This is a genomic window from Pseudomonas sp. WS 5532 (genome assembly GCF_012985445.1).
Taxonomy (GTDB): Bacteria; Pseudomonadota; Gammaproteobacteria; order Pseudomonadales; family Pseudomonadaceae; genus Aquipseudomonas; species Aquipseudomonas edaphica.
Map to the genome: position 1 here is coordinate 657,180 of NZ_JAAQWK010000002.1, position 10,706 is coordinate 667,885.

14 protein-coding genes are annotated in these 10,706 nt (G+C 54.0%); 5 read left to right on the forward strand and 9 right to left on the reverse strand.

Annotation, left to right across the window (positions count from 1 at the left end; genetic code table 11):
• Positions 1–56: 56 nt before the first annotated feature.
• Positions 57–866, reverse strand: a complete 810-nt coding sequence (locus HBO23_RS06675; RefSeq protein ID WP_170036968.1) for a hypothetical protein — start codon at positions 864–866, stop codon at positions 57–59.
• A gap of 465 nt (positions 867–1,331) precedes the next feature.
• Positions 1,332–1,622, reverse strand: a complete 291-nt coding sequence (locus HBO23_RS06680) for a DUF3077 domain-containing protein (protein ID WP_170036971.1) — start codon at positions 1,620–1,622, stop codon at positions 1,332–1,334.
• A 779-nt stretch (positions 1,623–2,401) separates the two neighbouring features.
• Between HBO23_RS06680 and HBO23_RS06685 the strand changes: the two genes are divergently transcribed.
• The 3 genes from HBO23_RS06685 (at position 2,402) to HBO23_RS06695 (ending at position 3,884) form a co-directional block, all read left to right on the forward strand.
• Positions 2,402–3,088 carry a hypothetical protein gene (locus HBO23_RS06685; protein ID WP_170036974.1) on the forward strand — a complete coding sequence of 229 codons (687 nt, stop codon included), beginning with the start codon at positions 2,402–2,404 and terminating at the stop codon, positions 3,086–3,088.
• On the forward strand, positions 3,085–3,534 hold the full coding sequence (locus tag HBO23_RS06690) for a hypothetical protein (RefSeq protein ID WP_170036977.1): 450 nt from the start codon (positions 3,085–3,087) through the stop codon (positions 3,532–3,534). Before HBO23_RS06685 ends, HBO23_RS06690 begins: the two co-directional genes overlap by 4 nt.
• An 89-nt stretch (positions 3,535–3,623) precedes the next feature.
• Positions 3,624–3,884, forward strand: coding sequence for an ogr/Delta-like zinc finger family protein (locus tag HBO23_RS06695; RefSeq protein WP_170036982.1), 261 nt, complete (start codon positions 3,624–3,626; stop codon positions 3,882–3,884).
• Between the two features lie 38 nt (positions 3,885–3,922).
• Here HBO23_RS06695 and HBO23_RS06700 read toward each other — a convergent pair whose 3' ends face one another.
• The 7 genes from HBO23_RS06700 to HBO23_RS06730 all read right to left on the reverse strand — a co-directional run bounded on the left by HBO23_RS06700 (position 3,923) and on the right by HBO23_RS06730 (position 9,406).
• Positions 3,923–4,072: a hypothetical protein gene (locus HBO23_RS06700; RefSeq protein WP_170036985.1), complete on the reverse strand. Its 150-nt coding sequence runs from the start codon at positions 4,070–4,072 to the stop codon at positions 3,923–3,925.
• 345 nt (positions 4,073–4,417) lie between these two features.
• A complete protein-coding gene (locus HBO23_RS06705; RefSeq protein WP_170036988.1) occupies positions 4,418–4,726 on the reverse strand; it encodes a hypothetical protein in 309 nt (102 codons plus the stop codon).
• A 132-nt stretch (positions 4,727–4,858) separates the two neighbouring features.
• Positions 4,859–5,110 (reverse strand): hypothetical protein, encoded by a 252-nt coding sequence (locus HBO23_RS06710; protein WP_170036991.1) that lies wholly within the window; start codon positions 5,108–5,110, stop codon positions 4,859–4,861.
• Positions 5,107–5,742: a hypothetical protein gene (locus HBO23_RS33625; protein ID WP_178131760.1), complete on the reverse strand. Its 636-nt coding sequence runs from the start codon at positions 5,740–5,742 to the stop codon at positions 5,107–5,109. The genes HBO23_RS06710 and HBO23_RS33625 overlap by 4 nt, the downstream gene beginning before the upstream one ends.
• A 21-nt stretch (positions 5,743–5,763) precedes the next feature.
• Positions 5,764–6,036, reverse strand: coding sequence for a hypothetical protein (locus HBO23_RS06720; RefSeq protein ID WP_170036994.1), 273 nt, complete (start codon positions 6,034–6,036; stop codon positions 5,764–5,766).
• 449 nt (positions 6,037–6,485) lie between these two features.
• Positions 6,486–9,173, reverse strand: coding sequence for a toprim domain-containing protein (locus HBO23_RS06725; protein WP_170036997.1), 2,688 nt, complete (start codon positions 9,171–9,173; stop codon positions 6,486–6,488).
• Complete coding sequence (locus tag HBO23_RS06730) at positions 9,173–9,406, reverse strand: hypothetical protein (RefSeq protein ID WP_170037000.1); 234 nt, start codon at positions 9,404–9,406, stop codon at positions 9,173–9,175. Before HBO23_RS06730 ends, HBO23_RS06725 begins: the two co-directional genes overlap by 1 nt.
• Before the next feature lie 93 nt (positions 9,407–9,499).
• On the opposite strand from HBO23_RS06730, the gene HBO23_RS06735 reads away from it, so the two are divergent.
• Positions 9,500–9,739 (forward strand): helix-turn-helix transcriptional regulator, encoded by a 240-nt coding sequence (locus HBO23_RS06735; RefSeq protein WP_170037003.1) that lies wholly within the window; start codon positions 9,500–9,502, stop codon positions 9,737–9,739.
• Between the two features lie 2 nt (positions 9,740–9,741).
• Entirely contained in the window at positions 9,742–10,593 is an 852-nt protein-coding gene (locus HBO23_RS06740) for an integrase (protein ID WP_170037006.1), read from the forward strand.
• Positions 10,594–10,706 lie beyond the last annotated feature (113 nt).

The following is a 10,706-nucleotide window of genomic DNA, read 5'->3' on the forward strand; positions in this document are numbered from 1 at the left end:
CCGGTGGCAGGAACCGGGCGCAGGTTATTTACAACGGGGCGCACAGATGCTTAGGGCTACAGGCCGCACAACATTGCAGCATAAGGGTGATCAGCGGTGCAGAAGTTAATGGAGTACCACTTACAAAGTGCAAGGATGGTACTGATACCGCCAAGCACCAAGGGAGCGATGTGATCGGTGAACCACGGGGTAACAAAAATTCCTCGTACAATGGTGAAGGCTTTCACCAGCCAAGTGAATAATACATGTGGATGGTATTCAACATATGCGCCACCTGCGTTTTCCTTTCTGCTTCCCTCTTTTCCTATATGCGAGTACGACCGACGGAGAACTATTTCCGTCCGAACAACGCGGGAGAGCCGGTACAGCTCGGGAGCTGTTTTTCTGTATTCAAACTGTTTTTGTTCGTTTGTGGGGAGGCGTTTCTGTTCCTTCTCCCAATCCCGTTCTCGCCTTCGATCCCGTTTGATAGCATCGCTTGCTGTAATTTCACCTGTGGGACTATGTATTTGAATGGTTCCCTCTGACTGGTATTCGTCAGCAAAACTCTTCTGCACTTTCTTGTTGAGTTCTAAGCGCTTCCGCCATGATGCGCTCCAAATCAGCGCCGAATCGTAGAGACTATTCATCGGCTCGTCGAAGTAGAGCCCCAGAGGGGGTACTCTCTGATAGCATCGAAACCAAAAATAGAGGTTAATGATAGCTAATACCAGCCAAGCACTTTCGGTACGGTGCTGCAGCTTTATCTCATTGCCCATTAACTTAAATTGGGTCAGGTCTGCCCCGAAATACCACAAAGCAAGGACCAATGCTGAATAAGTCAGCAGGAACCCACGCGCTTTCTTGAAATCACCCTCATCATCCATCGCCGACACCACCTTCCATAGAGTGGCGGAATGCTATCATCTCTCATGGAGGGATGGCACCTGTGCAGGCCGTGCATGAGAAAAAATGAAGCGCTCATAAAAGCGCACCTCAGACGGGATGCAGTAAAAAGGGCGATTTGACTTGGCTAAACCGTATTCCTAGGTGCTCACGGTCATTCCGTTGAATCAAACGTATGGCTATCGTCCTGAGCTGGTTGAGCCGCCTAGCTGCGTCCCTATCGATGAGGAAGTAGAGAGTAACAATCGTTAGCCAGCGCTAACTTTCAGGCGTATTGCCCGTTATTTCAAAAGTGTTTAAATACGCTGAAGCCCCTTTGATTTTCGAGGCTTGGAAGCTGGATTTAGAGAACTGTTGAAACAGATCGGCGTCGGACGGGGGACAGGTGGGAAGCGCAATGATGAACAGACGCGCGATCGGTCATGCCGGGCGCCAAGCAACGCTATTTACTGCGGGGTTGGGCTGTCTGGCTGCAAGGCCAGGACCAGGTCATCAATGATCGCCTTGCCCATGTCACACAGGTAGTGCGAGGCGAACGCGAACTTCTCCGCCCTGGGGTCCATGGCGGCTTCAAGCGAGAGCATTTTTGCGTAGTAGAGAACGTGCGCTGCGTGTTCCAGGGCTTCCTGAATCGGCACGCCCGCGTTGACGCGGAACAGCTTCAAATGGGCTTTTTCTTCGCCGCAATCTGCGAAGGTTTGGGCGCCAATGGTTTTTGCTGAGGTGGGGTTGCTCATTGCTGACCTCCCACACGATGGGGGGCGGCATTGGTACGTAAGGCACTACGGTAATCAAGCATGGTGTGAAACCTCTCTGATGACCAACTGAGGCGACCACACATCGATTCCAGGCGATGGGTGGCAGCCGTGCGCAGGCTGGAAACCGAGACAGAGACAACTCGGCAGACACGAATGTCTCCCGCACACGGCCGCCAAAAAGCACAAACCGCAGGCACAAAAAAAGCGCCTGCTGATTGCTTGACGACGCTGCGTGCGTCTCGGTGACGGGTTTCCAGGCCCGGTCGCTGATGAGCAGCGACATTGAAAGGTTATCGTGATCACCTCTAGGCTGCAACTCTCGGAGTACGAAAGATATTTCAGAGTGAGATACGGAGGTTTTGAAAACAGGCATCCCTGTGGTCAAGTACCGTTTATGCGATCCAGTTTCAACTTCATTAATTTGGAGTACCTGTACTACGCGATCATTCCATGTCTTACGGCTCAAGAAGTTTTATAGCCGGGTCACGACGAATTACCCGTTCAATTACGCCTATTAGCGTATGGGCAAGGCATAGCGTATAAGCTAAGGCTTGGGTGGTGATTTAGAAGGTTCGTATGTCTGGATTGGTTGAAGAATTATTTGAGTTCTAAGTTAAATGTAGAAGCCTATGAAGTAGACGTGGGGATATCATTTTGATATCATTGGTTGTAAAATTTTTCTTGCTTGATGCTGGTCAGATTAAGTATTTTAAGTTTTCAATAAATCAGTCCTCAAAGTTATAGGGAATATAATGAGCATGTCTGAGCTTTTCGATTATTTAACATATGGTGGGGTCGCGCTATCCATAGCGGGCGCTGCGTTGAGCTTTTTTATCTCGATGAGGGATCGGGAGTTACGTGACGCGCTCTTGAATATTATGAAGGCTCATGATGTCCGCGGGGTCGCAAAAGCATATGTGAGGATGCTTGAATATATATTTGATATAGAAGGGTTTCCGAAGCTAAGAATAATAAGGACTATAACCATAATACTTAATTCGAGTTTGGCTTTGTCAATGGCCAGAATTGCAGAGCAAGCTGCGTCAGGCAAAAAAGACGCGAGAAAATCAAAGACTATTGTTGGTCTGATGCTGGGAGAAAAGCTTAAGCAGGCCACTAAAATACAGGGGATCTTGTTTCTTGTACTAGTTGTAAATGCCCTGGCGGCCTTTGTTAATGGGGCTGAAATGAATACTTTTGTAATATTTGTTGTGTTTGTTGGGCTTTCAGCAATATTCATTGATCATAAGTTAATTGAATATCGAATTAACAAGGGCTGGTATGGTAAGAACGAGTTTGAAAGTCGTGAAATAATTCGATTTGTGCTTGCTCATGCAGATAAGAATGATTTTAATGATCAGGGGGGGTTGAAAAAGGTCATTCCAGCTCCTTCGTTTGATGAGGCTTCTGATTTGATTTTCTCTGGTAGGAAGGTGAATGTATGAATAGTGATGCCTCGTCAGAGTTCGCGCGTAGAGCCATAAATATTCTTTTTGTGGCGAATCCGAAAGGAACAAGTATTGGGATTTTGCTCGGAGTAGTTTTGGACGGAGTTATAGGGTTTTTTACTCCCGTTTTGAAAACTATTGAATGGGCGAGCATATCGGCCATAAAAATATGGCACTTGATGGGGTTGGGTGCAGTTGTAATGAATTTGCCTGCATATTTGACAAGGAAGGATGTAGATCCATCAATTGTCAATGCTTTCAAACTAATAGATGAGAAAAAAGCGAACAAAAGTATTACAAAGACTCAGGCAGAGCTGGAATACTTAGCCCTTGTCAAGGCCGTTGTGGAGAACGTAACGCTGGATAGCAATACTGAAGGCCAAGTAGACAGAGTAACCGCTATCGCTAGCCAATCCAGTGGAGAAAGCAAAGCGAAAAAATGAATCGTTATTTTCCAATGTCGTGACACGAGATGAGCGTTGTTAACGCTCATGTTAAGATGCAGGTTGGTTAAGTTAAAGGTTCGGAGTTTATGAGGGTGCACTGCAAGATATGCGGCCAGAAAGGGCGAATTGTCTCCCGCGACGAGCTATCACTCGAATTCGCCCGCCTCTACTGCCAATGCAGCTCCCCCCACTGCGGTCACACCTGGGTAGCCAACCTCACCTTCTCCCATACCCTGAGCCCCTCCGCCCAGGCAGTCGACCGCTTACTGTTCGACCGCCTGCGCAGCTTGTCCAAGGTCCAGCAACGCGACCTGTTTGATCAGTTGGGCATGGCGTCATCCACGTAATCACGCAACCTTGCCTCAGCTCGTTCAAAGCGTTCCAGCTAAGCAACGCCATACTCAAACAGCGCCAATTTCGCCCGCTGCGGCAGCTGCAGGTCACCTCCCAGCAGGTAGACCAGTAGGGCGAAGCTGTGGCCGCATTCTTCGAATTCTTCGCGCAATTTCGAAGTGCAGACTTTGGAATTCAACACAACGATTTCTCCTTTTTCGGTGTAGTTGGCCAGTAGTTTAAGGGCCAGATTTTTCCGTGCGAGTGCGTTTTTTCAGGCAAATGTAAGTAGGTAATATCCCCAGCCAACCGCCGAAAAAACGCATCGTAGTTAGCGTTTTTACCTATGTTGTCAGTGATTCAAATTGTGTTTAGCTGAAAAGTTTTGTTTCGTGTGTGCGCAGGTATAAGGCTCTAGCATGGGCTTTTTGGTGGGGTCGGCAGAGATGAAAAACGTTGCGGGCGGGTTGAAAGCGTTTGGTCGTCGTCTCATCTGATTACAAAACAAGAGCGCTCGAAGCGCCCTTGTTTCAAAACGGCGAGCGCCTTAACTCGGGCTGAGGTAGTAATTCAACGCATCGAGTGTGACGACGCCATAGAAGCGTTGACCGTCTCGCCCTTCAAAGGCGGCGACCAGTTGTGTGCCAGGCAGTGGAATGCGCACCACTCGGTCGCCACTGTTGAATTCCAGTAAGCGCGTGGCGCCCAGCAGTTGCGCATCAGAACGCAGGCCCAGTTGTCGCCGGGCTTGTTTGATCTGCTCATCTGGCACAAACACCAGTTCGCCATCGATGCACAGGCAGTAACTGCCTTGGCGATTCCGCGTGGGGAAGTGCGCGATTCGCCGGTCATCCATGGTGACGTCCTCGATCCAAGTTGCCCGTGGTAGCCTTGTGCCTGCTGCTGCGGGGGTGCTGTGCTTGCATGGTGTTGCTCCTTGTGTGGTGGCAGGTGTCGGGGAGGTACGAACTCCTCGGCACCGTCTTTTTCAGCCTTGCAGCAATGGGTTGGCCGTGAATACCGGCCGCCGTTCGCAGCGCACTTCAAACAGGCCCAGGTCGCGGCCTTCTACGTTGTGCAGATGCACGACGGTGACGAACGTCGGGCGGCTTTGCGGGTGGGCGCGCCAGTGGTCGGCGGCGGCGAGTTCAGCCAGGTCTTCGGCGGTGCGGTTCTCGACGTATGAGCTGGGCAGGCTTAGGCGCCCTATCAGGGCATTGGCGCGGTAGTGGAGGTTCATGGTTTGCCCGCCTGCGTGTAGAGGAAGTAGTCCATGCGCAACACGCTGATGCAGTGTTCGAACAGCTTGATGTCGAGCCCACGCAGGTCGCTGAGGTTGAAGCGGTAGTGGTTGCGGTAAATCAGGCTCATCAAAAACATCCCCACAATACGGCTCTGATGGGTACCGCGCTCTGCGACTTGTAGCAGGTGGTCGAATGCTTCTATGCCTTTGGCTTCGATTGGCGCTCGGTGCTTGGCGTGAAGCGCTACGTTGTTCAGGGGCGCCGAACGAGGGTGAACAGGCCCCAGCGGTTGGCTGCGCCATAACTCGATCAGTTCGCGCCACAGGTTTTCGCCCTCTTCTACGCGCTCATGCACCTCTACCTCTGGCATGTAGTCCATCTCCAGCACCTGCAAGCAGTCTTCAAACTCCCGTGGGGCCAAGCGATGTAGCTGTTTCAGGTCGAATCGGTAGGTCACCCCGTCATACAACCCCAGCAGAAATCGGCCGACGGCCTTGCCGGTTGCTGTGCGACTGAGGGCAATGGGGATCAAACGGTGCAGCGCCTGGACGCCGGTTTTGATGATGATGGGGCGGCGCTGTTGGTAAGCCCAAAAGTCCGACAGTGCGTTTATCAGTGCATCGCTCATGGTGTTGCTCCTTGTTGGGGTTTAAGCCTGGCGCGCCAGGTAGAGGGTGAACTGCTCGGGCAGATCGATCTTCTGCACGGCCTTGATCTGGTCGCGGGTGCAGTCGTCTGCCAGAAAGTGGCCTGCGCCGGCCTCGGCTTGCTGCCGGATGCGTGCGAGCAGGTAGGTGGTGGTGCAGGCGTTGCCGGTGATAATCGCGATGTCGGCGCCCTGGGTTTGCAGCTCGGTCTGCAGGGCGCGCAGTCGGCGGGTTTTGCCGGAGTCGCGGGGGCCGGTGATGACGTGTACAGGCATGGTGAAGCTCCTTTTTCAGTGGGCAGGAAATTGCCCGCGCAGTGGTTTTTGCGCGAGGGTCGGGTAGGGCTGGAATGTTTGAACTGTTGGCGTGGTTACAGGGCTGGAAGCCATGTATCTGCTGGGTGCAAGTGGCCGAGAAAGTAGTCCGGTGCAAATGGAATGCGCTGAACTAGGCGGGTGTGGGTAATAGGCTGTAGGCCGCGTGGTTAGAGGCGTTCGGCGGGTTTGGGTGAGGGAGGTATGAACGGTATGTGGCTGGAATGAAAAGTAGTGCAGTGCCTTCCGGTGACATTCCAGTGATGGTTTTTTATAAGTAACTGAATTCATTTATAAATACCTAAATAGTTCAAAAATTACGGACGGGCATCGGGCTTACTCACAAGCTCATTGCCAAAACGCGGGCAACACTTCCCCCTGAGCGAAAACGCCCGGTTAATCAGCGCCGGTCAGGGCTTTTTAAAGATCCAGCAGTTGATGGTTCGCCGTTCAAGCCGGGAGTAGGCCTTGCGGGCCGCCACGAAGGTGTAGGTGGTGCTTTGGGGCAGAGCGCGTTGCAGTTGCGCGCGGGTCAATACTTCCTGGCCTGCTTTGCGGCAGGTTTCCTGGAAGTGCTCGATGTTGATGGCCACCACGCCGCGTTCGCCGCTGTGGTTGAGGGTTTCGTGGGTTTCTTCGCGGGTGCCGTTGCTGTCGGTTATGGTCACCACACGTTCGTTGAGGTAGTGGTAGATCTGCCAGAAGGTGGCGGCGTCGGGGTGTTCCGATCGGCAGCGCTGCTGGCGGGCAATGGCGCGTTGTTCCAGGTGTTTGGCCAAGCTGTCCAGGTGGTCGTCGGTCCACGCGGGGAACAGCGCCTGGGTGGCGTAGGCAGCGGCCAGGACTTGCGCGTGGCACAGCACGATACGCGCCTCGTTAATGGCGGCATGGCTCTGCAGGCGCTGTTCGCAGCGTGGGAAGGCGTCGAAGTAGCGGGCCAGCCATTGCTGCTCGACGGCCAGGCATCGGCGCAGGTAGCCGCCAAGGTCTTTGGCGCTCATGCTTTTCAAACGATCGGCGCGGGGCTTAAGGGCCAAGCTGTGGTGGTCTTTGGTGGCGTGGAATTCCACGATGCGTGACAGCGTGGCCTCGGAGCCGTCCACGCTGTTGTTTTGCGAAATGCCCAGGGCACCGCGCCAGTAGGTGGTTCGGGTCTCGTTGCCGCCCGTGTTGACGCCTGTAACACGCAGGGTGGCGTGGTAGTCGTAGAGCCGTTTGAACTCGTCGAAGTGGAACTGCACCACCACTTTGCGGCCCTGGCTGTCGCTGTGTTCTTTGTCGGACTCGATCAAAATTACGGGCAGGTTGCTGACTTCAGCGAAGCTGCGCGATAGGCCGATCATGCTGGCGCCTGCGCCGCTGGGCTGAATGCCTTCAAAGTTTTCACGGCCGGTAAGTCGCCACAGGAAGCGCAGCAGCGTGGACTTGCCGGCGCCCGGTTGGCCGGTGAATTCCATGAAGGGAAAGGACGCCTGTTTTACGCCGATCTGTTGCACGAAGTAGGCAGCGGTCCACCAAGCTAATATGCCCAAGCCGTTCAGCCCGTTTACCGCCAGGAAGTCTTCAAACCATTCGGGGTCGAAGTCTTGGGACTTGTCGATTTTGAAGTTGGCCAGGTTGGTTTTGATGCCGTTGCCGGCGATGTCGATAAAGCCGTGGCTGTTCACGGGCAGCTCTTTACCTTGGTGAAAACCGAAGGTGGGGTAGCAATAGAGCCCGGTGGTGTCGTCGTACCCCACGAACGGCAGACTGCGCACGGTACGCACCGGTCGGCGTTCGTCGTTGAGCCATTTGTCCCGCAGGATGGCCAGCACCGGCTCGCCGCCTTCGAAGTTGCCGCCGGGTGTTTGCTCGAGCAGGGAGCGAGCGAAGCCCCGTGGGTCGGCGATGGCATTTGGGGCGAGCGGCGCCTTGCAACTGCGGGACTTGTCCGGGAAGCGGAAGTCGAAAAAGTAGCGCTGCTCGCTGGTGATGATGTCTTTTTCCAGGTATTCCAGGTTGGGGATGCAGTTGGCGACTTGTTTGATTTTGACGTGCTTGTTGAACAGCTCACGATTACCCTCGACCTTTTCTTCGCCCAGGTCATCGTGCAGGTCTTTTTGCGCCACCTTGGCCGAGTACAGACGGTTGCAAAACTCCATCAGGTAGAACGCAATCGGCCGACGTAAGTAGAGCAGGTAGGCCAGTTTGCTGGTGCTTTCGGCGCTGAAAAGACGGCCTTGATATTCGGCTTCGGCCATGAAGGCGGCGTCGAGCTGGCCGTCGCGGTGCACGTCGTCCCAATCACGCTCGCCGGCGAGCGCTACCCAGGCAATTTCGTGTATCTCCCGCAGTTGCCGCAGGTATTTGGGGATCATCAAGTGCCCGGCCGGGTCGTCATCCAGGGCGATGACCCAGGTGATGGATTTGCCCTTGTTGGCCTCGATGATCAGCCAGGGGAAGTTGTTGGCTGATATCGAGGCAATCACTTTGAAGCCCGCCAGGTGCAACGCGATGGCGTGGAAAATGCCCTCGACGATGTAGACGCGATCGCTCTTGTTTATGGTGATGCCCGGCGGCATCCAGCCGTTGCCGAGGTAGGTCATGCCCTTCTTGATGCCCGCTTTGACGCCGCCATTGGCGGAGACGGCTGTGGCGTCTATCAGGCGTTCCCAATGCCCGTCGCAAAGCGGGAAGCGAACGGTGTCTGCCCACTGGCCGTCTTTGAGTTTGCGCCGGCCTTGCTGGTACCAGCCTTTTAACTGACTGATGTCGAAGCCGCGGTTGCGCTGCAGGTAGGCGTCGGCGGTGGCGTTGGGGTTGGTCTCGGTTTTGGGGAAGCGTTCGCTGAGGTTTTCGAATAAGTGGCTGTAGCGTTCGCGGGTTTTTTCCTCGTATTGGCAGTTGGTGAGGCGGTTGCATTTGAGTTGGTAGGGCTGGTTGATGGCGATGTAGACGGTGCGCTCGCCGCATTTAGGGTTGGGGCAGACGCCGTTTTGCATGTACTTGGCGTCGATGGTTTTGAAGTCGAGGTCGGCGTCGTGTTTGAGGGCGTCGACGACTTCTTTTAGGTAGATGTCGTCGTAGGCCTGTTGGGTGGTTTTTTTGCGCGTGGTCATTAGCGCGCTCCGGTTTCTTTCTTATCGCTTGAGCGGATGCGTTCGGCCTGCTCGGCCGCTTCGACGGTGATGTGGACCATGTTGATCAACACGGCGGCTTTGGAGCTTTGCTGTTTTGGGCGGATGACATAGCGGCCTTGGGTAATTTCCCTGCGAATGGATGAATTGGATTGGCCCGACCTGCGTGCGAATTCGCTGATGGTTACGTATGGCGTGTCGATGCAGATCTGCATTCTGATAGTCTCTCCAGCAATATTGGTAGTAAAAGTGCACATATGGGTACTACAATAAGTACCCATACGGAACCTTGTCAAGGGGAGTATGAAATGGAGCTGGGCGAGAAGTTGAAGGCGATGCGGCGCAAGGAGGGCATGACCCAATCGCAGCTTTGCGAGGCGACGGGGCTGAGTCTGAGCAGTTACAAGAAGTACGAATTGGGACTGCGCGTCGAGGTCAGTTACATCGCGATGCAGAAAATCGCCATGCATCCCAGCTTCAAGAAATACACGCTTTGGCTAATGACCGATGAGACCGCCCCGGCATGTGGGCAAATCAGTGCGGAGTAGCGATGACGATAAAACAGTTGGGGGATGGGCGTTACAAGGTGGATTGCCGACCTGAGGGATCGGAGGGGGGCAGGGTGCGGAAGACGTTTCGCACAAAAAATGAAGCGCTGGCTTTTGAGCGGCGAATCATGGGAGAGGGGGTTAAGGGCGAGTATCAGAAAAAGCCCAAAGCCGACAATCGGCACCTGAGCGATTTGGTTGAGCGTTGGCACACGCTGCACGGGCAAACTCTGAAAACGGGTGAGGCGCGTAAGGCGCAACTGCTGCTGATGGTGGAGCGGATGGGGAACCCGAAGGCTGTGAATTTCAGCTCATCTCACTTTGCCCAGTACCGGGCGGAACGGGCTGAGGGTAAGCACTCGCGGTATATGAAGGAGGATGAGCCTGGCCGGCCGATTAGCGCGAACATGTTGAATCACGAACTGGCTTATATGCGGGCGGTGTTTAACGAGCTGATACGGTTGGATGAGTGGAGTCTGCCGAATCCTCTGAGCAATGTGCGGGGGCTGAAATTTGACGAAGCAGAAATGGCTTATCTGTCGGATTTGCAGATGGATGTGCTGCTGAGCCATCTGGCAACGCTGGAGGATGACACTCTGCTCATTTCTGAGGTTTGCCTTGCTACTGGAGCGAGGTGGGGCGAATCGGAGGGGCTGCAAGTGCGGCAGGTTCGCGACAGGCTTATTCACTTCTCCAGGACTAAGTCCAGCAAGAATCGGTCTGTTCCGATTGCTGACGACTTGTATAAGCGATTGCGTAAGGCACTTCCGTTTCGACCTGGGTACGAGTCATTTCGCCGTGCTGTGGATGTTGTTGGGCTTGAGTTGCCGGCAGGGCAGTTAAGGAAACTCTGAAAAAGACTTTCTGATTTGGCAAAATACCGCGACCCCACCCACCGAGTTTCCCGATGAAGCAGATGACCTTCGCCGACGCCGAGTACGCTGGCAAGCGCAAGCAAACCCGCAAG

Bases quoted from the DNA above. Each gene is read 5' to 3' on its own strand.
- HBO23_RS06740 (WP_170037006.1), top strand. From the start codon at position 9,742: ATGACGATAAAACAGTTGGGGGATGGGCGTTACAAGGTGGATTGCCGA.
- HBO23_RS33625 (WP_178131760.1), bottom strand. From the start codon at position 5,742: ATGAGCGATGCACTGATAAACGCACTGTCGGACTTTTGGGCTTACCAA.
- HBO23_RS06725 (WP_170036997.1), bottom strand. From the start codon at position 9,173: ATGACCACGCGCAAAAAAACCACCCAACAGGCCTACGACGACATCTAC.
- HBO23_RS06680 (WP_170036971.1), bottom strand. From the start codon at position 1,622: ATGAGCAACCCCACCTCAGCAAAAACCATTGGCGCCCAAACCTTCGCA.
- HBO23_RS06695 (WP_170036982.1), top strand. From the start codon at position 3,624: ATGAGGGTGCACTGCAAGATATGCGGCCAGAAAGGGCGAATTGTCTCC.
- HBO23_RS06720 (WP_170036994.1), bottom strand. From the start codon at position 6,036: ATGCCTGTACACGTCATCACCGGCCCCCGCGACTCCGGCAAAACCCGC.
- HBO23_RS06730 (WP_170037000.1), bottom strand. From the start codon at position 9,406: ATGCAGATCTGCATCGACACGCCATACGTAACCATCAGCGAATTCGCA.
- HBO23_RS06705 (WP_170036988.1), bottom strand. From the start codon at position 4,726: ATGGATGACCGGCGAATCGCGCACTTCCCCACGCGGAATCGCCAAGGC.
- HBO23_RS06735 (WP_170037003.1), top strand. From the start codon at position 9,500: ATGGAGCTGGGCGAGAAGTTGAAGGCGATGCGGCGCAAGGAGGGCATG.
- HBO23_RS06690 (WP_170036977.1), top strand. From the start codon at position 3,085: ATGAATAGTGATGCCTCGTCAGAGTTCGCGCGTAGAGCCATAAATATT.
- HBO23_RS06710 (WP_170036991.1), bottom strand. From the start codon at position 5,110: ATGAACCTCCACTACCGCGCCAATGCCCTGATAGGGCGCCTAAGCCTG.
- HBO23_RS06675 (WP_170036968.1), bottom strand. From the start codon at position 866: ATGGATGATGAGGGTGATTTCAAGAAAGCGCGTGGGTTCCTGCTGACT.
- HBO23_RS06685 (WP_170036974.1), top strand. From the start codon at position 2,402: ATGTCTGAGCTTTTCGATTATTTAACATATGGTGGGGTCGCGCTATCC.